The organism is Halovivax ruber XH-70, assembly GCF_000328525.1.
Lineage (GTDB): Archaea > Halobacteriota > Halobacteria > Halobacteriales > Natrialbaceae > Halovivax > Halovivax ruber.
Genome location: NC_019964.1, coordinates 2,318,778 through 2,344,018, shown reverse-complemented (window position 1 = coordinate 2,344,018; position 25,241 = coordinate 2,318,778). Strand labels below are relative to the sequence as shown.

Genomic DNA, 25,241 nt, shown 5'->3' with positions numbered 1-25,241 from the left:
TCGCGTCAGTGGGGTGTGTCGACGTTGCGCTCGTCGCGATAGGCGTCGACGAAGGTCTTCACGTCGAATTCGGCGAGCTGGGACTCGAACTCGGCGATGACCGAGTCGTCGTCGGCGTGGCTGACGGCGTGGTCCATGAGTTCGACGACGAGTTCGACGATGATCTCGTGCAGCCGGCGGGCGTCGAACGTGCTCACCCACAGGAGGGAGTAGCCCACTGCGCCGTCCTCTTCGGCGTCGTGGACGACGATGGATTCCGGAAACTCTTCCATCGTGATGCCAAGCAGGTGCGGCGTTCCGAACGCCTCGAAGTCGTCGTCCGTTCCGATCGTCTCGCGCAGGACGTCGACGAAGGGCTCGGGGAAGAAGCGAGACGGTGGGTGGACGTCGAGGACGACTGCGTGGCGCTCGCCACAGGGGCACGTGTGCTCTCTCAGTCCGAGATCGACCGCCCGGTGATCGAGCGTCTCGCCACAGGGAAGCTCGAGCGATTCTCGCCCGTCGTCACCGGGAACGCGGGGTGTCGTCATTACTCGCCGTTCGGTCGGAGAGCCAATAAGGGCGGCGCATCGGTTGCCCGCCGTCTCCGTCGTCTGCGGGGTCAGGGCCAGTCGTCGCGCTTCTCGCCGGCTTCGGTCTCGTCGACCTCGTCGTCTTCGACGTCGGCGGCGATGGTCCACTCGGCCGCCTCCGCGGCGTCCTCGACCGAGAGGTACTCCCAGTCTAACTCGTCGGCCATGGCCTCGTCCTCGTCGGTCGTGCCGATGAAGACCTGCCGTTCGGTGTCGAACTGGTCTTTGACACTTTCCAGGCTCTCTGCTTTCCCGCGCGGTCCGGAGAAGAAGTCCTGGCGGATGCGGTTCTTTCGGGTGAAGTTCGTCACCACGTAGGTGGGTTTCTCGGAGACGACGCCCACGTACGTGCTCCAGGAGCGGGCGTCCTCGAAGACGCGCTCCGGGTACGCCAGTTCCTCGAGTGCGGCCAGCTCGATCGCGAGGGTCATGTCGGTGCCGCCGTTCATACTCGAACCTGGCTCGGACGATGCAAAACCGTGTCGATACGCGAAACGCCACCCACCTGGAAGTCCCGGCCCTGACTCAGTCCTGTGCGGGCGCCAGCTCGTCCAGATCGATCTGCTCGTCGAGCAGCCGGTCCGTCTGACCGCGCAGATCGCGCTGGTCGCGCATGAGCTGTTTCAGCGGGCGCTGCTGGGAGAGGTCACCGATGAGGACGCCACCGACGACGCGGCCATCCTGCAGCGCGACGCGGCGCCACTCGGTGTCGCTGTAGCGCTGCTCGACGTACTCGTCGCCGATCGTCGGGTGGCCGAACGAGAGAAATGGGAAGTCGAAGTGCGTGATCGAGTACGACGAGACCCACTCGAAGCCCTCGGCCTCGTCGTCGGCGGCCATGTTGACCGCAGCGACGCGTCCCTGCTCTTTCGCCGAGCCCCAGGAGCCGTTCTGGGCCTCCTGGCCGATGAGCGTGTCGTAGAAGCGAGTGATGTCGCCCGCCGCGTAGACGTCGTCGACGCCGGTCTGCATGTACTCGTCGACGGCGATGCCGCCGTCGCGCTCGATGCCAGTGCCGCGGAGGAACTCGGTGTTGAAGGTGAGCCCGATGGCGACGCCAGCGAAGTCACAGGCGTAGCGCTCGCCGTTCGGGTCAACGGCGGCCGTGACGTGGCCGTCGTCGTTCACCTCGAAGTGGTCGACGCCGCTGTCGAAGACGGGCTCGACGCCCATCTCGCGCAGGCCGTCGTGGATGATCTCGGCGCCGTCGGCCGAGAGCGCGTAGCGCCACCAGCGGTCGCCGCGCATGAGGTACTTACCTTCGACGTCCTGGGCCCCCATGACGGCCGCGAAGTCGATACCGAGCAGCCCGGCGCCGACGGCGACGCCCGCCTCGGCCGCTTCGGCGGCCTCCTTGATCCCGCGGGCGTCCTGAAACGTCCAGAAGTGATAGACGCCGTCGGCGTCGCTTTGCTCGACCGGCAACTGTGTCGGGGTGCCGCCGGTCGCGACGAGCAGTTTGTCGTAGGAGATGTCCTCGCCCTCGTGCGTGTGGATCGTCTTTCCGTCGACGTCGATCGAGGTGACGTGCGTGTCGAGCGAGAGGGTGATGTCGCGCTCGTCGTACCAGGACTCGTCGTGGATCGAGATCGGCGCTTCCGGGAGTTTCCCCTTGGCGTGTTCCTTGATCAGGATCCGGTTGTACAGGGGTTCCCCTTCGTCCGTGATCACCGTGATGGAGGCGTCGGGCTCCTCCTCACGAAGGGTTTCGGCGGCGGAACTGCCCGCGATCCCGTCGCCGATGATAACGTACTCACTCATGTCGGGGGCTTCGGAAGCGGGGTTAAAGTGGGTTGCTATCTCGCTATGGCCGCCCACTGCACATGTACAGGCGACCGTCCTGCCAGCCGCTTTTCGATCCAACAGTCACCGCCCTGCGACCGCGTCGAATCCCTGATGTGGTTCGCGACCGAACTGGCCCGTATGAAACTCCGGCAGAACGCGCGCCACTTCGCCTCGCGCAAGGCCCTCGAGACGCCAGTCGTCCGCGAGGTCGCCAGACGAGGCCTGGTTCGTCTCCACACACGGGTGTTCCTCGGGAAGGCCGACTCGGACCACACCGAGGCCCGACGCGATCGCCTGGATGCGCTGTTCGACGCGACCGTCGACACGTATCTCGCGGCACTCCAGCGCGGATTCAGCGAGGCCGAAGCCCGCGAAATCACACACCTGCAGGCGAACTTCGACTTCTACAACCACGGCTGGACGGAGATGATGGAGATCCCCGTCGACGAACTCGACGCCCACTACGACCGGTACGCGGACGCGTTCGAGTCCTGGGGGATCACGATCGACGATCCACTCGGCGAGTTCTCTACGAAGCCGCTCCCCGACGCACCCTCGACCCCAGCGCGACTCGACGATCCGGAGCATCCGCACGCGGCGGACGGATTCGCAGACGACGTCTACGTCGAGGGCGACGACGGCGAACTGACCGTCGGTGGCCGATCGCCGTCGGAACCGGTCTCGGTCACGGACGCCGTCGGCGTCGACGAGCGCGCGACGTCGACCGACGGATCTGCCGACCAGGTGGCGTCAGGAGATGAGCCGTCAGCTAACTGAACTCGTCGCGACACGACCGAAACTGGCACGTCGATAGAACTGAATCTTCGACGGAGCTGCATCCTCGATACACGGGAAACTGCACACGAATCCCGCTGCTGGTCGGCGACGGGAACCGATGCCTGCCTTATTCGAGGTCGACCTTCCAGGTCGTACTGGAAGAGTAGCCCCACTTCTCGATGTCGACGTCGTATTCGCCGTCCTGCAGACTCGTGATGTTCGAGCCCACTTCTTTCGCCGTCATTCCGAGCTCTTGCCCGATGAGGCGCGATTTGAAGTAGGTCTTCGTCCCTGCGTGTTCGCGGAGGTAGGTGAGGATCCGGTGTTGCTTCGTCGAGAGGTCGGGGGCCATCGTGGCACTCATACACTCACCTCCGACGAGGACACCCTTGAGGGGTTTGGTACGTGTGGCTAATCCGTCGCTGTCTTGCGACTTCACCGCTCCAGTAGCGAGTTATTACCGGCCGACTGCGGTCGGTTGGTACAGGGAGGCAACCGTGGCTGGAGCGCGGTCACAAGCTGACAGGTGAGCAACAGCCGACCCGACTGACAGTCGGCCGCCCGGGAGAGCCGAACTGGCCAGGCGTCGGTCGATTCCAGGCAGACGGTCGATTCGTGGCCATTGTGGGTATCAGACGAATCTGCCATTGGGGGCGTCGTCTTCGTGGCGGGAGCCGGAACCGATGGACGGGTGGTGATGTGGTGGTGAAGGCGAACTTCGGTGCTAGAAGACTTCGGGTCGGAGGTCCGGTGACCGGTACGGACGCTGGACTCGTTACTGGTGACGAAACTGAACCCACTGTCACGTCCGAGTGTATATCCTAAAAAGAAATCGTGATTCGTTCGTGGTTCGGGCGAATCTCTTCGAATTCAGGCCGTTCTGGGCTCGATACCGAAATACTTAACCGCCGCGTATCTGAACAAGGGTAGCAACGACTCTGGCCGCGCGCACCACTGTTCACCCGGTCAGCGCACACATCTCGCATGACGAACGCCTCCCAGACCACACGAGTACGACGTAGCGAACAGGAAACGACCGAACAAGAGGACGAGTCGACCCACGACCGCGTCAGCTGCCCCGAGTGCAGCGGACAGCTCGTCGCCGACGACGAACACGGTGAGACCGTCTGTGCCGACTGTGGCCTCGTCGTCGCCGAGGACTCCGTCGACCGCGGCCCGGAGTGGCGCGCCTTCGACGCCAGCGAGAAGAACGAGAAGTCTCGCGTCGGCGCCCCGACCACGAACACGATGCACGACAAGGGCCTGTCGACCAACATCGACTGGCGCAACAAGGACGCCTACGGCAACTCGCTGGGGTCGCGCCAGCGAGAGAAGATGCAGCGCCTGCGCAAGTGGAACGAGCGCTTCCGCACCCGTGACTCCAAAGAGCGCAACCTGAAACAGGCCCTCGGCGAGATCGACCGGATGGCGAGTGCGGTCGGCCTCCCGACGAACGTCCGCGAGACCGCGTCGGTCATCTACCGCCGCGCGTTAGAAGAGGACCTGCTCCCCGGCCGATCCATCGAAGGTGTCTCGACGGCCTGCGTCTACGCCGCCGCGCGCCAGGCCGGCGTCCCCCGATCGCTCGACGAGATCGCCGACGTATCCCGCGTCGAGAAGAACGAGATCGCCCGCACCTACCGCTACGTCGTTCGCGAACTCGGCCTCGAGGTCCAGCCGGCCGACCCCGAGAGCTACGTCCCGCGCTTCGCCTCGGGCCTCGACCTCTCCGACGAGTCCGAACACCGCGCGCGCTCGCTGCTGAAGAACGCGAAGGAGAAGGGCGTCCACTCCGGCAAGTCGCCGGTCGGGCTCGCGGCCGCCGCGGTCTACGCCGCCGCCCTGCTCACCAACGAGAAGACGACCCAGGCCGCCGTGAGCGAGGTCGCCGACATCTCAGAAGTGACGATCCGCAACCGCTACCACGAACTGCTCGAAGCCGAAGACTCCATCGGCCTGGCCTGATCGCCCGACGAGCCGGAGTGGGACCCGCACGACCGATCTTTTCCACGAACCAATGAACTTCGAGTCGTTCGTCCTCGCCGCGTCGACCGCCACGCTCGCCGACGAGCCGCGAGCCCGCGCCCACGCCGACGCGATCGAGTTCCGGCTCGACCTGGCCGACGAGCCGCTCGCCCAGCTCGCACACTACGACGGTGAATTGCCACTTCTCGCGACGAACCGCCCCACGTGGGAGGGTGGCGAGTGGTCGACCGACGAACGATCGCGGCTCGACGCCCTCACCGAGGCGACGACGGTCGACGCCGTCGCGGCGATCGACGTCGAACTCGCCGCGATCAGGGCGGGAGCGGCCGACCGACTCCTCGACGCGGCTCGCGAGAACGACGTCTCGGTCGTCGTCTCCGTCCACGACTTCGACGGGACGTCATCGTGCTCGACGCTGCTCGCACTGTTGGAGGCCGCCGGGGCCCACGGGGCTGTGGCCAAGCTCGCCGTGACGGCCGAGTCACCGGCCGATACACTCACGCTGTTACGTGCGACCCACGAGGCGACGGCGGCCGGACAGCCGGTCGCGACGATGGCCATGGGTGAACTCGGGACGCACACACGTGCGGTGGCGCCGATCTACGGCTCGCGAATCGGCTACGCACCGATCGATCCGGCTGCGACGACGGCGCCCGGACAGCTCGACCTGGCCACACTCGCGACGACGATCGAGTCGGTGTTTGTGACCGGTCGAGCAAAACGAGAGAATTAACCGCGCGCAGGCGAAACCGGTGGACACTCTCGATGTCGTGGATTCGAGCCGTCGTCGCGGTGGGGCTGTCGCTGCTCGTCCCGGGAGCCGGTCACGTCGTGATCCGGGACTGGGGCCGAGCCGTGCTCTTCGGCGCGCTCTTCGTCACCTCGGTCGTCCTGTTGCTCCCCGTCGAACAGCTGTGGGCCATCGCCGGCGACGGGTCGATGACGAGTGCCGGCTCGATGCAGGAGACGATGACGGAACTGTCGGAAACCGTCGACGGTGAGACGGACACGATCGATCGATTTACCCTGCTCTTCCTCTCGCTGTTTGCAGCGATTCACGCAGGAACCCAGGCGTTCGGGCTGACCGACACGCCCGGCGCCGACGAGGACGTCGCCGCCTGTCCCACCTGTGGGAAGCCACTCGACGAGGAACTGTCGTTCTGTCACTGGTGTACGACGAGACTCGACGAGGGCGACCAGGTTGCTCCCTGAAAACAGCAGCCGGTCCGCTTCCGCCTGCGACGGACACGAAATCCTCCACCTGCGACGGACACGTAACCGTCTGAACCGCTCAGGCCGACGCAGTCGCCTTACTTCTCGATAACCTGTTCGTCGACGGCCTCGCCGAAGTGTCGCGCGGTGTCCTCGTAGTAGAGGCCGACCTCGTCGCCCGCCTCGAGTTCGGTGACCGCCGTCTTCCCGTCTGGCGTCGCGACGGACACCGTCTCCGCGTTCTGCAGGAGCGTCTCGACGGTGTCGCCGTCGCCCGTCTCCAGTGCCAGCCGGAACATCGGTCGCTGTTCGATCTTCACGCGGCCGACGATGGCCTCGCGCGTGTGGCCGTCGCGGTCGACGACCTGGACCTCGTCCCCGCTCTGGAGTTCGGAGAGGTACTTCGTTCCGCCGCCGGGCGTTCTGACGTAGGCGTGGACGGCGCCGGCGTTGACCCGGAAGGGGCGGGCCGCGACGTACGGCGAGTCGGCCGTCTCGGCGTGGACGAAGACGAGGCCGCGGGCCAGCGAGCCGACGAGCATGCCCTCGTCGTCGTCCAGGAGTCGGCCGGTGTCCACGCAGACGCGATCGGCCGAGCCGATCGGCTCGATGGAGGTGACCGTCCCCCACGTGAGATCGAGGCGTTCTCGATCGCCCGCGTCGCGAATCCCGACCGTCTTGCTGATTTCGCCCGGATCGTCGGTATCGAGTAACACGGCATCGGCACCGATCTCGAGCGTTTCGAAGGCCGTCCGTGCTTCTTCGGCACTCGCCACGCCGGCGATCAGTGTCGTCTCCTCACCGATGCGAGCGATGAGGTTCTCGAGCGGGATGATCGTCCAGTCTTCGCCGACGACGATCGTGTACGCCGACTCGGTGGCTGCCTCCTCGGCGAACCGCTCGTACTCCTCGTCGAGGATGCGGACGTAGGACCCGCCGGGGACCTCCCCGTCGCGTCGGAGCGTCGAGAGGTCGGCGGAGCCGGAGTAGTCCGTCGGGAGGGAGACGGTGCCGTCCCCTTCGCCGTCCTTGCCCACGATTCGGGCGTCCGGCATGGATTCTTCGTCGTCGGATTCAGCGTCGTCGATCAGGGAGACGTCGCCGTCAGTTCGGAACGCGGCGACGTTGATGTCGCCGAGTTCGCGCACCCGTTCGACGTCGGCTTCGTCGACCAGGACCCAGTCCGCACCGGCTTCGAGCGCGGCCGTGATCCGATCGCGGCGGGCCTCCCAGTCACCGACGCTGTCGTCGGCTTTCACCCAGACTTCGTTCGTCATGGTTCGACGGTCGGACGGAACCGGCTTGAACGTGGCGGAAGGGAGGACGTTCGCCTCGCGTGATGCGGTGGTCGGCGATCCCACTCGCCCACTGTACACACTGTCGCCGGTATTCCCCGTCACACAGTCTCACGGAACCGTTAGGAGGCGGGCGTGCGAACTCCCGACCGATGTCTGCGTACGACGCGGTCTGTTTCGATCTCGATCGAACCCTGTGTGTCTCGACGCAGGATTCGGCGGCCGTCCTCGAGCGAGCGTTCGATCGAGTCGGCTGTGAACCCTTCTGTACGCACACGGAGCTAGAGGCACTGGTCCCGCGCGTTCCGTCGGCGTATACGGATCAGACGTTCCACGAGAACCTCTTCGGACTCGCCGCCGCCGAGGCGGGACGGGACGAGACGGTCGCGACCGACCTGACCGAGGCGTACCTGGACGCGTACGACCCGACCGCGGTCCGCTTTCGGGACGGTGCAAAACGTATCATCGCCCACGCGCGTGAGGCGACCGACGCGGTCGGGCTGATCACGAACGGCAGTCCGTCGACGCAGCGCCCGAAGCTCGAAACGCTCGGCATCGCCGACGCGTTCGACGTCTCCGTGTTCGTCGATCCCGACGCTGGGGTCCCGCCGAAGCCGGATCCCACGCCGTTCGAACGGGCGCTCGACGGACTCGGAACGCGACCCGATCGGACGGTCCACGTCGGCGACGCCGCCTACGCCGACGTCGCGGGTGCGAACGCCGTCGGGATGGACTCGGCCTGGCTCCCCGGTGACGCCACCGATCGTCGATCACGAGACCCGACGCACGAACCCACTTACGAACTCTCGTCGCTCGCCTCGCTCGCGGACGTGCTCTGAGCTGCCCCGTCGCTCGCCTCGCTCGCGGACGTGCTCTGAGCTGCCCCGTCGCTCGACGGGTTCTCGGACGTGCGCTCGGCCGACTCGACGGTCGGCACTCGGTCGCGGTGGACGACGATCCTGTTTTCCGGCCGATCGGTCGCCTCCTTGATTCGGACGAGCAGCGACGCCGCCCGATCGAACGAGTCGGGGAGCGTGAACGAATCGTCGTCGTTGTCGGCACGCTCACGACAGGTGGCGACGAACGCGGCGAGTTCGCCGACCATCCCGATCGGCAGGTAGGCGACGTCGGGGTCGTCCGCGAGTAGTGCTTCCCAGGACGTTGTGACAGCGTCCGCGACGCGGCGCGGCCTGCGGATCCGGTCGACGATGACGTCGGTGTCGGCGTCTTCGCCGTCGAGCGCGGCCGAGAGGGCGGTCGATAGCGTTTCTTCGTGGTCCTGTGCCTCGTCGTCGGCCCGGACGAGATCGGCGAGTGCCTCGTGTTCTGCCCTCGAGACGGCGATCGCGTACGCGACCGTGTGGCTCCGCGGCGAGACCGTGTAGGTGACGTCCTCCTCGATGCGGTCGAACTTGGCCGTGTCCGGGTCGCCGCGCAACCGGTCGAGTAGTCCCATACCCCGACGTTCTTCCGGCACCGAATAAAGGCTCCCGCCTCGGCGTGGTCCGTCTTCGACCGTGAAAAACGGGTCCCTGGGCTACCAGTCGTCGCCGAGGGCTGTTCTGGCACCACCGTAGCCGCTCGCCGACTCCCAGGTGCGCCCGCTCTCGACGTGTTCGACGCGGAGCGAGCCGCCGCACCTGCCGCAGTGATAGCGCCCGGGGGCTTTGACCGGTTTCGACGCCCGGTGCCGGTCCAGTGTCCAGTCGCAGTCAGTTCGCGCACACCGGAGGCGATACCGCGGTTCCGTAAACGACTCGCAGTGGACAGGCACGTCGAACTCCTGGGCCCGTTTGCGAAAGCGCGGTCCGTGATCGGAGTCGCCGAATCGCTGGTACTCCCAGGCGTGAATGAGTTCGTGGCGGACGATCGACTCGAAAGCCGCACGGTCGAAGGCGTCGTAGGCGCGTCGCGAGAGGACGATCGTCGCTTCCTCGCTCGTCGCGTCCCAGCGACACGCGCCGGCGCGTCGTTTCGCCCGCGCGGAGATCGCCCAGGAGAGCGCGTCGAGATCGACGCCGATATCGTCGGCGACCGATCGGGCGTGGACGCGAGCGTGGGCGAGGATCTCCTCGTCGGTTGGCGCAGTCCGCGGCACGAATTTGGCCTCGAAGTGCGACTCCGTGATCGTTTCGATCCCCACTGGGAGTCGACTCACGCTGGTGCGTCTGACCGTCACGCTTTCGGACCCCGATGGCGTCGTCGCATTCAGCAATGGCTACTGACCGTCCGACGCCCGAGCCGCTCGACAGCGCGGCGTCGATCGCTCCGGCCGTGCTCGTCCTGCCCGCCGTCGCGTTCGACCCGCCGTTCGACGAACGCGAACTGTGGCTCGAGCGCCTCCCGATCGAGACGGCCTACGAGATTCCCGGGGCCGATGGCCCGCTGTACGTGACCGCCGACACGCGCGTCGCCGTCACTACGACCGGGCTGGGCAAGGCGCCCGCGGCGACGACGGTCGCCGCACTCTGGGGTGCAGGCGGGCTCGATCTCTCCGAGACGTACTGGCTCTCGGCCGGTATCGCCGGGTCCGCACCGGCCAGGGCCGCGCTGGGCTCGGTCGTCGTCGCCGACGCCATCCTCGACTGGGATCGAAAGCACCGCTGGGATCCGACGGAGCTCGGTCCGCCGACTGAGGGGGACAATGTGAACGACCCCTCACCCGCTCGCGACGCCGATCGGTCCGCCGTCGAGCAACTCGCCTATCTTCCCGAGGATGCACTGTTCGACGTCGAGCCGGCGCTGGTCGAACTGGCTCGCGACGCCGCGTCCGACGTCGCGCTCACGACGGACCGCGGCGTGCGCGACTATCAGGAGACGTACCCCGACGCACCGGCGAGCGCTCCGGCGGTCGACGTCGGGCCGACCGTGACGAGCGACGAGTTCTGGCACGGCACCGGCGTGGCGCGCGAGGTCGACTCGCTCGCGGCGGCCTACGGGATCGACCCCTACGTCACGACGCAGATGGAAGACGCGGCCACGGCGACCGCGCTCGGCCGCTTCGACGCCGCCGATCGCTATCTGAGTCTGCGTGCCGTCGCGAACTACGATCGACCGGCTCCGGGTGAGACGGTTCACGACAGTTTCGAAGGAACGACCGACTCGGTCGCACTCGCGAGAGAGAACGTGGTACGGGTGGGTCTCGCCGTCGTCGATCGGCTGTGCGAACTGGCTGCCAGAACGCGATCCGGCGACTAGGCTTCGACTGTCAGTCCGGCCGCCTCGAGCGCCTGTTCGACGTCCTGGTCCTCGTGGATGACGGCGGCAACGGCTTGCGTGATTGCCTCCGGGTCCTCGTGCTGGAAGATCGACCGCCCCATCGAGACGCCCGCGGCGCCGGCGTCGACCGCCCCGCGAACCCCTTCGAGGGTCTCTCTATCCGTCCCAGGCGTCCCGCCAGCGATGAGCACCGGCAGTCGGGTCGACTCGACGACGTGTTCGAAGCTGTCGGCGTCGCCGCTGTAGCCCGTCTTTACGAGGTCGGCGCCGACCTCCTCGGCGAGGCGAACCGCGTGGCCGAGCGCGTCGGGTTCGTCGCCGGCGAGGCCGGGCCCCCGGGCGTAGGCCATCGCGAGGACCGGAATCCCCAGTCGTTCCGCGTCGGCGGTAACCTCGGCGAGCTGTGCCAGTTGGTCGGGTTCGTGGTCAGAGCCGACGTTGATGTGGAAGGAGACGGCGTCGGCGCCCGCGCGAACGGCCTCCTCGACCGTGCCGGTGAGTCGCTTGTCGTTCTCGTCCGGGCCGAGCGTCGTCGAGGCGTTCAGGTGGACGACGTAGCCGGCGCCGTTCGTGTTCGAGTGGACGCGGGGGGCGATCCCCTTCTGCGTGAGGACGGCGTCGGCACCGCCCCGGGTCACCGCGTCGATCGTCGATTCGATGTCTTTCAGCCCGCGGACGGCACCGAGTGTGATGCCGTGGTCCATCGGGACCATCAGGTAGCGGTCCCCCGTTCGAATTCGGTTCAATCGGGCGTCGAGTCCTGCAGTCATGTGAGTTAGTAGCAATCTCGCGATTATGACCGTTCTGGTTCGGGCGCGGCTGGCGGCTCTCGATCGGCGAGTCCGTCCGCTGCGCCCCGTTTCAGTTCACGTGCTTTCGCTTCCAGGTCGCGTTCCGGATCGTCGCTCGTCGCAGCCAGGTCGACGAGTGTGCTGCCCACGATCACGCCGTCGGCGCCGCCGGCGACGATCTCCGCCGCGTGCTCGGGTTCGCTGACGCCGAAGCCGACCGCGGTCGGCACGTCGTACCCATCGAGCCTGGCGAGACTCGCGTGGGTTGCGCCGGAGACGTCCGTTCGCGCGCCGGTCGTCCCTAGCCGGGCCTGCACGTAGGCGAAGCCGCTCGTCGTCGACATGAGCGTCTCGAGGCGCTCGTCCGCGGTCGTCGGGGCGACGATCGAGATCAGGTCCAGTCCGACTGACTCACAGGCCGCCCGGAGCGGTCGGGCTTCGGCCGCCGGCAGATCGGGCACGATGAGTCCGTCGAGTCCGACCGCGGCCGCCCGTTCGACGAACGGCGAAACGTCGGTGCCGGAGTCGGCGGGGCCGTACTGCATGAGCAGGTTGGTGTAGGTCATACAGACGAGCGGTGCCTCCGTGTCGAGCGTGTCGACCAGGTCGAAGAATCCCTCGGGCGTCGTGCCGGCCTCGAGGGCGCGCGTGATCGCCGCCTGGATCGTCGGCCCCTCGGCGACGGGTTCGGAAAACGGCAGGCCGAGTTCGATCACGTCGGCGCCGCCGCGATCCAGCGCCTCGACGTAGCGTCTCGTCTCGTCAAGCCCGGGGTCTCCGGCGGTGAGGTACGTGATCAGCGCCGGATGATTGTCCCGGATCGCCGTCTCGATCCGACTTTCGCTCGGTTCGTCGTCCCCCGACCCGCCGGTCGCCGAATCGTCGTTCGATGACCCGTCTGCGGTCTTCATCCGTCGAACACCTCTACATCCGGAGCCGCCTCGAGGTCTCGTCGCTCGGTCTCCTCCAGAACCGTCTCCAGATCCTTGTCACCCCGTCCGGAGACGGTCACGACGATGACCTCGCCGAGGTCGTCATCGTCGTCAGGTCTCGGTGTCTCGCTGTCATCGTCGTCAGCGCTCGATGTCCCGCCGACAGCGCCGAGGCGCTCTTCTATGTATCCCAGTGCGTGGCTGGATTCGAGGGCCGGGATGATCCCTTCGAGTCGAGAGAGGCGGTGAAAGGCCTCCAGTGCAGCCTTGTCGTCGACGGTCGCCGGCGTCACGCGCCCGCGGTCGACCAGGTTCGCCAGTTCGGGGCCGACCCCGGCGTAGTCGAGCCCGGCGCTGACGCTGTGGGACTCGACGACCTGCCCGTCCGCCGTCTGGAGGAGCTTCGTCAGGGCGCCGTGGAGGACGCCGTCGGTGCCCGTCGAGAGTGATGCCGAATTGGGTGCGACGCCGGTCTCCTCGTCGACGCCGAGGTCCGATCCGCCGGCCTCGACGGCGTGGAGTGCGACGCCTTCGGTGTCTTCCTGCGGGCTTCGTCCGCGTGAATCGTCCTCGGCCCGTCGTTCCGTGTGATCGACGAAGGCGTCGAAGGTTCCCATCGTGTTCGAGCCACCGCCCGCGCAGGCGACGACGCTGTCGGGCAGGCGACCGATCTCGTCGCGGATCTGGGCCCGGATCTCCTCGCCGATGACGGCCTGGAAGTCACGGACCATCGCCGGAAACGGGTGCGGGCCGACGACGGACCCCACGGCGTAGTGGGTCGTCTCAACGCTGCCCGCCCAGTCGCGCATCGTCTCGTTGATGGCCTCCTTGAGCGTCGCACTGCCGGCGTCGACCGGTGTCACCTCGGCGCCGCTCATCCGCATGCGGTAGACGTTGGGCCGCTGGCGGTTGACGTCGGTGCGACCCATGTAGATCTCGCAGGGCATGTCGAGGTGGGCCGCGGCCATCGCCGTCGCGGTGCCGTGCTGGCCGGCGCCGGTCTCCGCGATGACGCGCTCTTTGCCCATGTATTTCGCGAGCAGTACCTGCCCGAGCGCGTTGTTCAGTTTGTGTGCGCCGCCGTGGACGAGGTCCTCGCGCTTGAGGTAGATCTCCCGGTCGTAGCGCTCGCTGAGGCGGTCCGCCCGCTGCAACGGTGTCGGCCGGCCGGCGAAGGTCTGCAGATGCTCGCGCAACTCGTCGCGGAAGCCGTCCTCGTTGTCGATGACGTAGCGCTGGTAGGCGTCGGCGAGTTCCGAAAGCGCCGGGACGAGCGCTTCCGGCACGTACTGGCCGCCGTACTCGCCGAAGCGACCGTCGGTCGCCGCTTCGTCGTCCGTTTCCAGTGTGCCCGGGTGGATGCTATCGGTCACGCAGCGTCCACCTCCGATGCGGTGTCGGCATCGTCCGTTTCTACAGCGCGCTCCGCGTTCACGAGCGCTCGGGTGTTCGCCGCCACGTCGCCGTCCATGATGGCGCTCCCGACGAGCAGGGCGTCGGCCCCGGCCTCGCGCATCCGGCGGACGTCCGCGGGCGTCGAGACGCCGCTCTCGGCGACCAGGGTCACGTCGTCGAGCGCCTGGCGGAGTGACGGGTCCTCGACAGCCGCGACGCGCTCGACGGTCGTCAGATCGACCTCGAGTGAGGCGAGGTCGCGATTGTTGATGCCGACGACGGCCGTCTCCGTTGCCAGTGCGCGGCGTAGTTCCGCTCGATCGTGGACTTCGACGATCGGCTGGAGGCCGCGATCGAGTGCGGCCGAGACGAGTTCGTCGAGTTCGTCGACGAACCGTGCGATGAGCAAGACGAGGTCTGCTTCGACGGCGTCGAGTTGCTCTTCACGGACGACGAAGTCCTTCCGGAGGACGGGAACCGAGACGGCCTCGCGAACGCGCGCGAGCGCCGCGGTCGACCCGTCGAAGTGATCGGGTTCGGTCAACACCGAAATCGCGGTCGCGCCGCCGTCGACCATCTGCTGTGCGAGCTCGACGGGGTCGTCCGTCCGAACGCCGTCGGTCGTCGGGCTCGTCGGTTTCACCTCCGCGACGATCGGGACGCGCCCGTCCGACTCGGCCCGCTCGATCGCCGCCGCCAGCGACCGAGCGTGTACCGACAGCCGCTCGTCGCCACGGCCCGATCGATCCCGTGCCGCTTCGAGGATCGACCGAACGGCCGGATCGAGTCCTTTGTCGTTCATTATAGTACACCAATGAACTGGTCTATACATAACGCTTGTGCGTCTCGATCCATCGCGTTATCGAACCGATCGCTATCGGGCGGTACGATCGCTGTGGCGGCACCTGAGGACCACCTGGTCATCGGACGTGGCAGTGACGCGGCGATGTGGGGGCGACGACTCTCACGGCGAGCCGAATCTTCAAGGGACTCGCTCCCCTCCGATCCGACATGGAAGATGCTGGCATCTACGCACGGGAGGCCGCGTATCTAGAGCGTGCCGTCCAGATCGGCGTCGCGAGCGGTCGTGTCATCTCCGTCTCGTTCCCTGCCCAGCCCGACGACGATGCCACTGCGGACCACCCGCTCCTCGATCGAGTCTTCGAGTATCTCGACGGGGTTTCTGACGTCGCGTTCGACGACGTCACCGTCGCGTTGACGGTGCCGACCGATCAGCGAGCCGTCCTCGAACAGGTTCGGACGATTCCCTACGGCGAGAGCATCGACGTCGCCGGACTCGCCGCGATGACGCCCGACGTCGATCCCGAGGATGACGACGACCTCATCCTCGTTCGGACCGCCCTCGAGGCCAATCCGGCACCGCTGCTTATCCCCGACCACCGGGTCCGCGATGGACCGAGTGCGGCCCCGCCAGCCGTCGAACAGCGACTCCGGTCCCTCGAAGGACTCTAGGTCGCCGACCAGACTGCGTATCCGTATCCCAGAATACCGATGAAGACGAGCAGCGATGCGAGCCGGCTCGCGACGGGAATCCCGCTACCGACCAGTTCGCTGACGATCCAGCCGAGTTCGAGGACGCCACCGAGGATCAGTGCGACACCCGAGAGTCCGAGTACGCTTCCCGTCGAACTGGCGTTCGTCACCAGCACGACACCGATCCCGATAGCGATGAGTCCGAAGAGTACGGTGCTCGCGAGCGCAAGTATCGGCGAGGAAAGTACTATCGACCCGAGCCACAGCACGAAGTAGGCGACGACCGCACCGACCAAGAGCTTCTGTACTCGCTCAGGCGCGTCCTGGAGGTTGCGCATCGACGAGTCGTTTTGCATAGTCGAGTCTCACCCGCTCACACTAAAGGTTCGCCGGATTCGAACGCCGGATCCCTACGTGCGCGTCGAACCGAATTCGAGATACTCGTAGACGGCGAATTCACAGCCATTCAGGACGTAGTGGGCGACGACGACCGCGAGGAGGTTTCCCGTGACGATGAACGTCGCTGCGAGGACGAAACCGATCACGCCCGTGACGATTACTCCAGCTTGTCCCTGGACTCCGTGGCCGACTGCGAACAGGATCGAAGAGGCGACGGCCAGGAGCCACGGCGACAGCCCGAACCCGACACTCAGTGCGCCGACGAGGACGGCCCGGAAGAGCAACTCCTCGAAGACCGCGATCACCGGCAGGACGACGGCGAACAGGACGATCCAGCCGCGTCGTCGCGAGGGCGCCAGACTCTCGCGGAGCCACTCGTCGTGAGTCATGCCGAATCGTCGCCCGATCGCACCCGCGAGTTCACTCGCCGCGTAGAGTCCGAAGCCGGCGCCGAGACCGACCCCGAGTCCCGTTACCAGTCCCTGCCGGGTGATCGAGATCCCGAGCACATCGGGTGGGACGCCCGTCAGCACGATCGTTCCCGCGACGACGGCAAGAAACAGCAGTTGTGTAGCGAGGACGTTCCACCGGAGGGCGCGACTGGTGATCGACTGGTCGCCGACGCGAGCGACGATCCGTCCGGATCGGGTTCCGTTCGCTGACCCGGTACTGTCGTCGACGCGTTCTGAGTGGGCCACCGACGGATCGACTGCACCGTCGTCCCACTCGGATGGGGTCGTCGACGGGTCGTACGGGTCGTTCGGCGGGTTCGGCGGGTTCGGCTGCTCGGCCTGTTGGCGATCCGCGGTCGAGGATAGCACCGCGCCGTCTGCCTCGGTCACCGCTGTCGACTCTCGGTGGGTAGCTGTCTCGCTCCGTGTCGGTCGGTCTCCCTCGGTCGCACTGGCCGGGGTCGGCGTTTCGAGGGCTGTCGTCTGTCCGGCTTCGACGGGAGTGAGCGATCGCTGTGTCTGACGTGTGAGAACGACCATCGCGGCCGTGAGAAGCGTGACGATCGTCGCGAACGCCACCCACTGGGTCATCGCTTACTGCGGGCTCGGATTCTGGGGGCCAGTGACGCCCTGATCGAGCGTGGCGTTCGTGATGGTCTTGAGCCGGTCGAGCAGCGAGTCCTTCTCCGGCTCGCCCATCAGCGCGACGTCCAGGACTTCGCTGATGTTCGAGACGGGGACGATGTCGACCATCTCCTCGTACTCGTCTTCGATCATGACGTCCTGCTCGTTGGCCTTCGGGATGATGACCGTCTTGCAGCCCGTCTTCGCGGCGGCCTCGATCTTGTGGGTCACGCCGCCGACGGGGAGCACGTCGCCGCGGACCGACAGCGAGCCGGTCATCGCGACCGACTGGTCGACCGGGACGTCCTCCAGCGCGGAGATGACGGCCGTCGCGACCGTGATCGAGGCCGAGTCGCCGTCGACACCCTGCTGGCCGGCCTGGACGAACTGGATGTGGACGTCCTTGCCGGCGAGTGAGGACTGGGGATACTCGCTGTCCTCGTAGCGACCTTCGTCCCAGCCGGGGACGTTCGTCGTGAGCTCCTCGCCGGAGAACTTCTTGATGATCGCCGAGACGTTCTGGACCGACTCCTGAGCCATCTCCTTCAGCTGGCCGGTCGCGATGACGCGGCCGGGGCCCTGGGCGGGCGTGACTTCGGCCATGACGGGGAGCATGATGCCCGAGTCCTCGCCCATGACGGCGAGGCCGTTGACGCGCCCCTCGACGCCGCCTTCGTTGACCTGCAGTTCGTAGTCCTTACGGCGGTCGATGTAGTCGTCGGCGAGTTGCTGTTCGATCGAGCGCGAGCGCTTTTTCGCCTGCAGGACGTCCTCGCGCGTCGTGTACTCGCGGTCCTCGGCGCGGGCGATGTCGCCGGCGACGCGAACCAGTCCGCCGAGGTTCCGGAACAGCAGCGTGAGGTGGTCCTTGCGGCCGGCGCGACGGCGGGCCTCCAGCATGAGTTCCTCGATCGCCGCGCGGTCGAAGTGGGGCAGGCGCCCGTCGCGTTCGACCTCCTGGGCGATGAAGCGGACGTACTTCCGGCGCATCTCGGGCGTGTCCTCGATGGTGTCGTCCATGTACACCTCGTACCCGTAACCCTTGATCCGCGAGCGCAGCGCGGGGTGCATGTTCTCCATCGCGTCTAAGTTCCCCGCCGCGATCATGATGAAGTCCGTCGGGACGGGCTCGGTCTGGACCATCGCGCCCGAGGAGCGCTCGGACTGGCCGGTGATCGAGAACTCGCCCTCCTGGATGGCCGTCATCAGCTTCTGCTGCGTGCGGATGTCGAGCGTGTTCATCTCGTCGACGAACAGCACGCCCTTGTTGGCCTTGTGGATGGAGCCGGGTTCGACGCGGTCGTGGCTCGGCGTCTCCATACCGCCGGACTGGAACGGGTCGTGGCGGACGTCGCCCAGCAGCGCACCGGCGTGGGCACCGGTCGCGTCCTCGAACGGCGCGACGCGCTGCTCGCCGTTGTTGACGATCATGTTGGGCACCATGGCGTCCATCCCGCGGGACGTGTAGCGGAAGAACAGCCAGATGACCACCGCGGCGATGACGCCGAGAAGAAGCATCTCCTGGATGAAGGCGTACACCACCGCGATGGCGATGATGACCCACATCAGGATCGAGCGCATCTGCTTTCGCTTGCGGGCTTCCTCCTTGTGGGCGTCGATGATCTGTTCGCCCTTGCCCGCTGGCACCGTCCGGACCTTCGGCTCGTTGCCGTCGTCCGGGTTGTGGTAGACCAGGATGTCCTGGAGGTCCTCCTGCGGGAGGAGCTGGCTCATCGCCTTCGCGAGCATCGACTTGCCGGTCCCCGGCGAGCCGATCATCATCACGTGGCGGCGCTGTTTGGCCGCCTTGATGATGATATCCCGGGCCTCGTCCTGGCCGATCACCTGATCGACCAGTCGGTCTGGCACCTCGATGTCTGCCGTCGTCTCGATCTGTAGGCCGCCCAGCAGATTGTCTTCCTCGTCCTCGTCGATCTCGAGTTCGGCGTCGACGCTGACCTCGCTCCCGAGGTCGTCCAGCGTTTCGACCGTCTCGGGCTCGTCGTCGGCCTCGTCGTAGACGGTGCCCTCGTTGTTGTCCGCGGGTGGGCGCTCGGTCGCTCGCTCCGATTCGTCGTCGATCTCCGCCCAGATGTCGTCGGGAACGTCGTTCGGGTCCGTTTCGTCGGTCGTCGATTCGGGTTCGTTGTCCGACGACTCCGGCTGTTCAGTCTCTGGGTCTTCCACTGTCTCGTCGGCCGCTAACACCTCGTCCGCCGACTCGTCGTCCGACGGTGTGAGGACGTCGCGTGGCGGTTGTTCCTCGACACCCTCTTCGGGCTCCGTCTCGGACGCGTCGGCCCCCTCGTCTGGGGGATCGGTGTCGTTCGTGTCGTTACTCATAAGGGGCTGGTTGCTGCCTGATTGGAAGGGATTTGGACTGATATACTTTCTCCATACCTTGGGTCCAGTGGGTAGATTTGATTTGAAAGAATGACGGGTCTGCGTTCGAAATTTTGGCATAATATATATTAAAACTCTGTGGGAAGATATGGCTTAATTTAACAATTTTCAACACGAGGTGGGTATTGTTTAATATTCACATCAAATACACTCCTGCCAGTTCTGATTGGTAATCTGCTATATATGGGTACAATAGATATATATTATAAAGAAACTTATTGGATTATTAAGTAAGGCTAATTCTCAAATTTGTATAGTGATGAAAAAATTTAATAATAGGGGGATGGTAGTAGTGTTTGCGATGCAAAATCGGAGACAAATACTTAAAGGATCGGCCTCGCTAACAATGGCGGGAATCGCTGGTACGGTAAGCGGCCAGAATGAAAGTAAAAAAACCACTGCTAGGGAGGCAGGGATTTATGAATATGTTCGAGAATTGCTGCGCGAGAATAAACGTGGTGAAGCATTTCAGCTTCTAGATTCTCACAGTGTGCGGTATTACACTGGGCATGATCCAGTAAGTGAGGGTGATGGAGTATCAACACAGGGCGCAGTTTGGTCTAAGGGCGACTCTGATTTTACACCTTCACTAATTCATGTGGAAAACGATGTATGGTTGGTAACTAGTCATATTGAGATGAAGAATGCGAGCTATAGCACTGCAACTGCGTACTTTGTTGATGATGCAATTGGCGCAACTTGGGATCACAATAAATGGGCTTCACCTGATATGACGGAGGACAATGTGTGGATGGGCGTACACGGAGAGCATTCAAATCATTTAGAAATTGAATATGACACTTATAACTATTACGGGGTTGGGGCGCTAATCAAATATGATGGCTGGGATGGGAACATACAGCATGACGATTTCATTGTAAATCTCCAAACTGAATTGGTACGTGAAACAAACGATTCCAGATTTGGAGTAAAAACGCATTATGAACATACCTATACCGCTGGGTTCCCGGGCGGAGTAAACCTTAGTATCTCCGGATCTGGTTGGTCACTTGGCTTACCTACGTTAGCCGATAGTTGGGAACTTGAAAAGACTGTCTATCCTGAATCATAATTTTAACTGGTGTTTTATGGCAGCCTCCATCTCAATCTCGGCACATTTATGTGATTATCTAACGTGAATCTTGTATGACGCGGGGCATCTACATCGGCCGGTTCCAACCGTTTCACGACGGTCACTACAGCGTCGTGGAACGCATCGCCGACGACGTCGACGAACTCGTCCTGGGTATCGGAAGTGCCGATGCCTCGCACTCGACGCGAAACCCCTTCACCGCCGGCGAGCGCATCATGATGATCACGAAGAGCCTCGCCGACCTCGACCTGGTCACCTACGCGGTCCCCATCGAGGACTTAGACCGCAACGCCGTCTGGGTGAGCCACGTCGAGAGCATGAGCCCCGACTTCGACGTCGCATACGCCAACAACCCCCTCGTCATCCAGCTCTTCCGCGAGGCCGGCGTCGAGGTTCGCCAGTCGCCCATGTACGATCGCCACGTCCTCGAAGGGAGTGAGGTGCGCGGGCGCATGATCGACGACGGCGACTGGGAGTCGCTCGTCCCCGACGCCGTCGTCGAGGTCGTCGACGAGATCGATGGCATAGAACGCATCCAGATGGTCAGCGACACGGACGCGAACGGCGCGTAACTATTCGTTCGACTCCGTTCGCCCGACACTAGCTCGCCCCATATTCGTCGATCGCCGTGAGAACCTGCTCCGGCCCCGACGCTCGCAGCCGCGGCTCCTCGCTTTCGATCGCCTCGCGTGTGAAAAACCGAGCGTCCGCTGCGTCTCCGCCTGCCGATACTTGTCCTTCAGTCGCGGTCCGCGGAACTGCGTAATTGATCGACACCAGGGAGTGGCCGTCGTCGAACTCTAGATACCCCGTCCCCAGCAGTCTGAGATCCGTCGGATCGACTCTCACTCCCGTTTCCTCCGCGAGTTCCCGTGACGCCGCACTCGGCAGTGACTCGTTCGCGTCGACGTGCCCGCCCGGAAGTGCCCACGCGCCGACGTCGGCGCCAGCACCTCGTTCGATCAGGAGCACGGATTTATCCGCTATTACGGCGACGCGCGCCAGCGGTACCGGATTACGGAAAATCGGCCGTTCGCACCTCTCACAGTATGGTCGCGGTTTGCCGTCGAACACGGCGTCACCGAGTTCGTCGCCACAAGATGGACAGTACCGCGGGTGCGGGCCAGTAGTCGTCCAGGCCATCGTCCACCCATTAGTGTCACGCCAGGAAACAGTATCGGCGCGATTGCAATCGTGACGAACCGGTGCTGTCGCTCAGTCACTTGCGTCGGGAGGAAATGTGCGTGGGTGCAGTCCCAAGGGACTCCACCTGCATCGACGCTCGACGGCTACGCCGTCTCGCGTTTCGCGGCCTTCGGCCGCGCTTGCGATGCGTGGGACCGGATTTGAACCGGCGGACCCCTACGGGACAGCGCCCTCAACGCTGCGCCGTTGGCCTAGCTTGGCTACCCACGCTCGCGTGCTCTGTCTGCATCAAATTCTACCCGCGGGTCAATATAAAAGCGTGTTCTTTTGCGCCCACTGTGGGATGGGGGCGCAGTGAGGCGGTCAATTAAAATGCTGCAGGTGCGAAGTCCTCCCATGGCTAAGTACTCGACCGGTTCCTCGTCGGGAGGCGGCGGGACCAACTGCGAACTCTGCGGTGCGGAGAGCGATTCGCTTACGCAGCAGACGGTTGCCGGCGCGAAACTGGAAGTCTGTTCGAGCTGTGCGTCTCACGGAGACGAGGCGAAATCGTCGTCCTCTTCGTCCAGTTCCGGGCGCGGCCAGGACGAGCCGAATCGCAAGAAGAAGGCCGCCCAGAACGTCGCGAAGGCAAATCCGGTCTGGGACGGCGACTCAGAACACTGGGAGAAAGAGGGGACGAACTACGACGACGACCCGCTTCCGTACCTCGTCTCGGACTACGGCGCGGTGCTCGAATCGAGCCGACAGGACGCCGGCCAGACGCGTGAAGAACTCGCCGATGAACTCGGCGTTCCCGAATCGGATCTCCTCGCGATCGAACAGGGGCGGGCGACACAGGCCGGCATCGGCGGCGGCCTGATCGACGCACTCGAGGACCGACTCGACGTGGAACTCGCCGAATAAGACGGACCGATCCCGTCGTCTTGCGAAGCGAAGTTTCTATCGTCCCACTCAGGGCCGAAGCGTGTGGAATTCGGTGTAATCGGCGAGCAGATTTTTAAGTAATCCGGACAGAGTACCGGGTGATGAGCGGGCAACGGGCAGCCGCCGAACCGTACGCGACGCGATTCGAGACCGAAGTGTCGGCCGTCGACGGCCGGCGCGTCTGGCTCGATTCGACACACTTCTTCGCCGAGAGCGGCGGCCAACCCGCAGATTACGGCACGATCGGCGACGTGCCGGTCGTCGACGTTCAGGTTGAGGACAACGAACACGTCCACGTTCTCGAGTCGGAACCGCGATTCCGCGCCGGAAAACGAGTCCTGTGTTCGATCGACTGGGAGGCGCGGATGTACTGCATGCGTGCACACACGGCCAGTCACGTGCTCTTCGGCGCCGCGCGCCGGGTATTCGACGACGTCACTTACACCGGCCTGGAGATCGGTGACGAACGCGTTCGGCTCGACCTTGCCACAGACGAGCGCGTCGACGACGATGCACTGGTCGAACTCGACGAACTGGTCAACCGGGCCGTCTGGGAGTCACGCCCCGTCTCCTGGGATTCGATGCCGGTCTCGGAGGCGCGTGAGACCGACGAGATTCACGTCTCGGAGGCGACCGAGGACACGGCCTTCGAGAAGGGCCGCGTCCGGGTGGTCACGATCGGCGATGCGGATAGTGGCGGGGCGAACACTATCAAGTCCTCGCGGGATACCTGGGATGTCGCCGCGTGTGGCGGGACACACGTCCGGAACACGCGCGAAATCGGCCCCGTCACCGTTCTCGGGTCCGTAACGCCGAAACCTGGCCACGTCGGGGTCGAGCTCGCAGTCGGTCCGCGCGCGATCGAACGACGGGAGGTCGAAAAGCGGGTTACCTTCGCCGCGAGCCGTCAGCTTGGCGTCCCGCTGGGTGAGGCGACCGGCGAACTCTCGCGCCTCGAATCGGAACGCGAGAAGCTCGCGGACTCTGTCGGCACGCTCCAGCGCGAACTCGTCAAGACGCGCGTCGAGAGCGCCGAGCCGTTCGAACGAAACGGGCGGACGTGGGTCGCCACGACGGCCGGCGTCGTGGACGCCGACGAAGCTGGTGACGTCGCCGAATCGGTCGCCGGCGACCTCGCGGACGTCGTGGTTATCGCTGGGGAATCCGATTCGCCGTTCGCGGTCGTCGCCGCCGGCGAAGAGGCAGACGCCGAGTCGATCCTCGGCGAACTCACCGACGAGTTCGGTGGCGGCGGTGGCGGCTCGGACCGCCTCGCCTGGGGCGGCGACTTCGACGTGGAGCCGGACGACGTGGTGACCGGCCTCGAAGGGTAGTCAGCCACTGCCGATCGTGTCGGCCGGACACTGTTCTGTACTGTCGTCTCGTCCCATCGAGGCACTCCGCCCCCTTCGACCCGTTCTCGCCCCTTTCGACCCATTCTATCGTCACGTTCGACCCTGCTGCTGTGGGTTCCCGACTGATCTCACCGATCCCGGATCGCCGGCGACGGAAAGACAGATAAAAGGGCACGCACGTTGTTTGGCCACCCATGAACGTACCCTACGATCTCACGTCGTACGTCCGCGTCCTGAAGATGGCGACGACGCCGAGCCGGGAAGAGTTCTTCCAGGTGTCGAAGATCGCCGGCGCTGGGATCTTCCTCATCGGCTTTCTCGGCTTCATCATCGGCGTCACGATGGGTCTGCTGACCGGTGGCCTCTGATGGGGATCTACGCCGTCAAGACGACCGCCCGACAGGAACAGACCGTCGCGGACATGATCATCAACCGCGAGGAGCCTGACGTTCACGCTGCGATCGCCCCCGACTCACTGACCTCCTACGTCATGGTCGAGGCCGACAACAACGCCGTACTGGAGCGCGCGCTCGAGGACATTCCTCACGCGCGCACGATCGTCCCCGGTGAGTCGGACATCTCCGAAGTCGAACACTTCCTCTCGCCGAAACCGGACGTCGAAGGGATCGCCGAAGGAGACATCGTCGAACTCATCGCCGGCCCGTTCAAGGGCGAGAAGGCGCAGGTCCAGCGCATCGACGAAGGGAAGGACCAGGTGACGGTCGAACTCTACGAGGCGACGGTGCCGATCCCCGTGACGGTTCGAGGGGACCAGATTCGTGTGCTTGACAGTGATGAGCGCTAACGCGCTCATCAGGCATTCAGCGCGGCGTAGCCGCGCTGAATATAGCGACGAACGGTAGTTCGTCGGACCGTGCGACCAGTGGGAGGCCCAATCTTGCTTACCATGCGAACGGGCGACCCGCTGCGAGCCCGTGAGTAGATGCTCGGCACGCCTTGGGTAACCGGAATTTCTGCGCAGCTGTCTCGTCGCGGAGTGAAGCGTTCGGCTCTCCGTACAGGTGACTGGTGTTTGGGTAGCAATTCCATTACGCGGGCCGGTCCCAGTCGACGCCGATCACGACGAACCGAGCATCTCCGCGAGGAGTTCCTGGTCGATGTCGGCGGCGATGTCCTCGAGGAGTTCTTCGCGGGTGCGAATCGCGGCCGAGTCCGCGTCGTACGCACGGACGTACTCCGCACGGCTGTGGTTCGTAAACGTGTGGTAGATCGCCAGAAAGCCGTCGGGAACGACCGTCCCACAGATTTCGCATTCACGTCGTTCGTGCGCTTCGGCTTGGTGGACGACCGCCGACTCGACGTCTTCGAAGACCGACCCACAGTCGTCGATCCCACACTCCCAGGCCATTACGGCAGTGATTCA

At 64.9% G+C, this 25,241-nt stretch carries 29 protein-coding genes and 1 tRNA gene; 13 read left to right on the top strand and 17 right to left on the bottom strand.

What is annotated here, in order from left to right:
- Positions 1 to 5: 5 nt before the first annotated feature.
- The 3 genes from HALRU_RS11250 to HALRU_RS11240 form a co-directional block, all read right to left on the bottom strand.
- The gene (locus HALRU_RS11250; RefSeq protein WP_015301507.1) at positions 6 to 530 is read right to left on the bottom strand and encodes a DUF5815 family protein; all 525 of its coding nucleotides are present in this window, start codon (positions 528 to 530) and stop codon (positions 6 to 8) included.
- 71 nt (positions 531 to 601) lie between these two features.
- The gene (locus HALRU_RS11245; RefSeq protein WP_007703285.1) at positions 602 to 1,021 is read right to left on the bottom strand and encodes a DUF7124 domain-containing protein; all 420 of its coding nucleotides are present in this window, start codon (positions 1,019 to 1,021) and stop codon (positions 602 to 604) included.
- A 76-nt stretch (positions 1,022 to 1,097) separates the two neighbouring features.
- Positions 1,098 to 2,333, bottom strand: coding sequence for an NAD(P)/FAD-dependent oxidoreductase (locus HALRU_RS11240; RefSeq protein WP_015301506.1), 1,236 nt, complete (start codon positions 2,331 to 2,333; stop codon positions 1,098 to 1,100).
- Between the two features lie 162 nt (positions 2,334 to 2,495).
- On the opposite strand from HALRU_RS11240, the gene HALRU_RS11235 reads away from it, so the two are divergent.
- A complete protein-coding gene (locus HALRU_RS11235; RefSeq protein WP_148680516.1) occupies positions 2,496 to 3,134 on the top strand; it encodes a DUF6149 family protein in 639 nt (212 codons plus the stop codon).
- A 127-nt stretch (positions 3,135 to 3,261) separates the two neighbouring features.
- On the opposite strand, the gene HALRU_RS11230 is transcribed toward HALRU_RS11235, so the two are convergent.
- The gene (locus tag HALRU_RS11230) at positions 3,262 to 3,498 is read right to left on the bottom strand and encodes a DUF7123 family protein (protein WP_015301504.1); all 237 of its coding nucleotides are present in this window, start codon (positions 3,496 to 3,498) and stop codon (positions 3,262 to 3,264) included.
- Positions 3,499 to 4,118: 620 nt separating this feature from the next.
- Between HALRU_RS11230 and HALRU_RS11225 the strand changes: the two genes are divergently transcribed.
- From HALRU_RS11225 to HALRU_RS11215, 3 genes are read left to right on the top strand one after another with little or no spacing between them, the layout of a single operon-like run.
- On the top strand, positions 4,119 to 5,099 hold the full coding sequence (locus tag HALRU_RS11225) for a transcription initiation factor IIB (protein ID WP_007703296.1): 981 nt from the start codon (positions 4,119 to 4,121) through the stop codon (positions 5,097 to 5,099).
- A 52-nt stretch (positions 5,100 to 5,151) separates the two neighbouring features.
- On the top strand, positions 5,152 to 5,853 hold the full coding sequence (locus HALRU_RS11220; protein ID WP_015301502.1) for a type I 3-dehydroquinate dehydratase: 702 nt from the start codon (positions 5,152 to 5,154) through the stop codon (positions 5,851 to 5,853).
- Between the two features lie 32 nt (positions 5,854 to 5,885).
- A complete protein-coding gene (locus tag HALRU_RS11215) occupies positions 5,886 to 6,332 on the top strand; it encodes a DUF7575 domain-containing protein (RefSeq protein ID WP_015301501.1) in 447 nt (148 codons plus the stop codon).
- Between the two features lie 98 nt (positions 6,333 to 6,430).
- Here HALRU_RS11215 and HALRU_RS11210 read toward each other — a convergent pair whose 3' ends face one another.
- A complete protein-coding gene (locus HALRU_RS11210) occupies positions 6,431 to 7,609 on the bottom strand; it encodes a 3-dehydroquinate synthase II (protein WP_015301500.1) in 1,179 nt (392 codons plus the stop codon).
- A 170-nt stretch (positions 7,610 to 7,779) separates the two neighbouring features.
- On the opposite strand from HALRU_RS11210, the gene HALRU_RS11205 reads away from it, so the two are divergent.
- Positions 7,780 to 8,466, top strand: coding sequence for an HAD family hydrolase (locus HALRU_RS11205; RefSeq protein WP_015301499.1), 687 nt, complete (start codon positions 7,780 to 7,782; stop codon positions 8,464 to 8,466).
- Here the strand turns inward: HALRU_RS11205 and HALRU_RS11200 are convergent.
- Together HALRU_RS11200 and HALRU_RS11195 are read right to left on the bottom strand one after the other, a co-directional pair.
- Positions 8,424 to 9,083, bottom strand: coding sequence for a hypothetical protein (locus HALRU_RS11200; RefSeq protein ID WP_015301498.1), 660 nt, complete (start codon positions 9,081 to 9,083; stop codon positions 8,424 to 8,426). The genes HALRU_RS11205 and HALRU_RS11200 overlap by 43 nt on opposite strands.
- Before the next feature lie 81 nt (positions 9,084 to 9,164).
- Positions 9,165 to 9,725: a SprT family zinc-dependent metalloprotease gene (locus tag HALRU_RS11195; protein ID WP_148680679.1), complete on the bottom strand. Its 561-nt coding sequence runs from the start codon at positions 9,723 to 9,725 to the stop codon at positions 9,165 to 9,167.
- Positions 9,726 to 9,841: 116 nt separating this feature from the next.
- Between HALRU_RS11195 and HALRU_RS11190 the strand changes: the two genes are divergently transcribed.
- Positions 9,842 to 10,825 (top strand): phosphorylase family protein, encoded by a 984-nt coding sequence (locus HALRU_RS11190; RefSeq protein ID WP_015301496.1) that lies wholly within the window; start codon positions 9,842 to 9,844, stop codon positions 10,823 to 10,825.
- On the opposite strand, the gene HALRU_RS11185 is transcribed toward HALRU_RS11190, so the two are convergent.
- The 4 genes from HALRU_RS11185 to trpC are packed head-to-tail and all read right to left on the bottom strand — an operon-like array spanning position 10,822 to position 14,766.
- On the bottom strand, positions 10,822 to 11,616 hold the full coding sequence (locus tag HALRU_RS11185; RefSeq protein ID WP_015301495.1) for a 2-amino-3,7-dideoxy-D-threo-hept-6-ulosonate synthase: 795 nt from the start codon (positions 11,614 to 11,616) through the stop codon (positions 10,822 to 10,824). The two genes, HALRU_RS11190 and HALRU_RS11185, sit on opposite strands and share 4 nt — an antisense overlap.
- 23 nt (positions 11,617 to 11,639) lie before the next feature.
- Positions 11,640 to 12,548, bottom strand: coding sequence for a tryptophan synthase subunit alpha (trpA, locus tag HALRU_RS11180; protein WP_015301494.1), 909 nt, complete (start codon positions 12,546 to 12,548; stop codon positions 11,640 to 11,642).
- Complete coding sequence (gene trpB, locus HALRU_RS11175; protein WP_015301493.1) at positions 12,545 to 13,942, bottom strand: tryptophan synthase subunit beta; 1,398 nt, start codon at positions 13,940 to 13,942, stop codon at positions 12,545 to 12,547. The genes trpA and trpB overlap by 4 nt, the downstream gene beginning before the upstream one ends.
- Positions 13,939 to 14,766, bottom strand: coding sequence for an indole-3-glycerol phosphate synthase (gene trpC, locus HALRU_RS11170; RefSeq protein ID WP_015301492.1), 828 nt, complete (start codon positions 14,764 to 14,766; stop codon positions 13,939 to 13,941). The genes trpB and trpC overlap by 4 nt, the downstream gene beginning before the upstream one ends.
- A gap of 209 nt (positions 14,767 to 14,975) precedes the next feature.
- Between trpC and HALRU_RS11165 the strand changes: the two genes are divergently transcribed.
- A complete protein-coding gene (locus tag HALRU_RS11165; RefSeq protein ID WP_015301491.1) occupies positions 14,976 to 15,437 on the top strand; it encodes an MGMT family protein in 462 nt (153 codons plus the stop codon).
- Here the strand turns inward: HALRU_RS11165 and HALRU_RS11160 are convergent.
- The 3 genes from HALRU_RS11160 to lonB are packed head-to-tail and all read right to left on the bottom strand — an operon-like array spanning position 15,434 to position 19,276.
- Positions 15,434 to 15,814 (bottom strand): hypothetical protein, encoded by a 381-nt coding sequence (locus tag HALRU_RS11160; protein ID WP_015301490.1) that lies wholly within the window; start codon positions 15,812 to 15,814, stop codon positions 15,434 to 15,436. The genes HALRU_RS11165 and HALRU_RS11160 overlap by 4 nt on opposite strands.
- A 54-nt stretch (positions 15,815 to 15,868) precedes the next feature.
- The gene (locus HALRU_RS11155; RefSeq protein ID WP_015301489.1) at positions 15,869 to 16,900 is read right to left on the bottom strand and encodes a CPBP family intramembrane glutamic endopeptidase; all 1,032 of its coding nucleotides are present in this window, start codon (positions 16,898 to 16,900) and stop codon (positions 15,869 to 15,871) included.
- Between the two features lie 3 nt (positions 16,901 to 16,903).
- The gene (lonB, locus tag HALRU_RS11150; RefSeq protein ID WP_015301488.1) at positions 16,904 to 19,276 is read right to left on the bottom strand and encodes an ATP-dependent protease LonB; all 2,373 of its coding nucleotides are present in this window, start codon (positions 19,274 to 19,276) and stop codon (positions 16,904 to 16,906) included.
- A gap of 316 nt (positions 19,277 to 19,592) precedes the next feature.
- On the opposite strand from lonB, the gene HALRU_RS11145 reads away from it, so the two are divergent.
- Complete coding sequence (locus tag HALRU_RS11145; RefSeq protein ID WP_148680515.1) at positions 19,593 to 20,408, top strand: hypothetical protein; 816 nt, start codon at positions 19,593 to 19,595, stop codon at positions 20,406 to 20,408.
- A gap of 74 nt (positions 20,409 to 20,482) precedes the next feature.
- On the top strand, positions 20,483 to 21,001 hold the full coding sequence (locus tag HALRU_RS11140) for a nicotinamide-nucleotide adenylyltransferase (protein ID WP_015301486.1): 519 nt from the start codon (positions 20,483 to 20,485) through the stop codon (positions 20,999 to 21,001).
- A 28-nt stretch (positions 21,002 to 21,029) separates the two neighbouring features.
- Here the strand turns inward: HALRU_RS11140 and HALRU_RS11135 are convergent, their stop codons facing one another.
- A complete protein-coding gene (locus HALRU_RS11135) occupies positions 21,030 to 21,572 on the bottom strand; it encodes an NUDIX hydrolase (protein ID WP_015301485.1) in 543 nt (180 codons plus the stop codon).
- 188 nt (positions 21,573 to 21,760) lie between these two features.
- A tRNA-Leu gene (locus HALRU_RS11130) sits at positions 21,761 to 21,845 on the bottom strand.
- 126 nt (positions 21,846 to 21,971) lie between these two features.
- Between HALRU_RS11130 and HALRU_RS11125 the strand changes: the two genes are divergently transcribed.
- The 4 genes from HALRU_RS11125 (at position 21,972) to HALRU_RS11110 (ending at position 24,662) form a co-directional block, all read left to right on the top strand.
- Positions 21,972 to 22,481 carry a helix-turn-helix domain-containing protein gene (locus HALRU_RS11125; protein ID WP_015301484.1) on the top strand — a complete coding sequence of 170 codons (510 nt, stop codon included), beginning with the start codon at positions 21,972 to 21,974 and terminating at the stop codon, positions 22,479 to 22,481.
- 122 nt (positions 22,482 to 22,603) lie between these two features.
- Complete coding sequence (locus HALRU_RS11120; protein WP_015301483.1) at positions 22,604 to 23,836, top strand: serine-tRNA(Ala) deacylase AlaX; 1,233 nt, start codon at positions 22,604 to 22,606, stop codon at positions 23,834 to 23,836.
- Positions 23,837 to 24,051: 215 nt separating this feature from the next.
- Positions 24,052 to 24,225: a protein translocase SEC61 complex subunit gamma gene (locus tag HALRU_RS11115; protein WP_007703353.1), complete on the top strand. Its 174-nt coding sequence runs from the start codon at positions 24,052 to 24,054 to the stop codon at positions 24,223 to 24,225.
- Positions 24,225 to 24,662, top strand: coding sequence for a transcription elongation factor Spt5 (locus tag HALRU_RS11110; RefSeq protein ID WP_007703362.1), 438 nt, complete (start codon positions 24,225 to 24,227; stop codon positions 24,660 to 24,662). The genes HALRU_RS11115 and HALRU_RS11110 overlap by 1 nt, the downstream gene beginning before the upstream one ends.
- Positions 24,663 to 24,935: 273 nt before the next feature.
- Here the strand turns inward: HALRU_RS11110 and HALRU_RS11105 are convergent, their stop codons facing one another.
- Positions 24,936 to 25,226, bottom strand: coding sequence for a DUF7565 family protein (locus HALRU_RS11105; protein ID WP_015301482.1), 291 nt, complete (start codon positions 25,224 to 25,226; stop codon positions 24,936 to 24,938).
- Between the last annotated feature and the right edge of the window lie 15 nt (positions 25,227 to 25,241).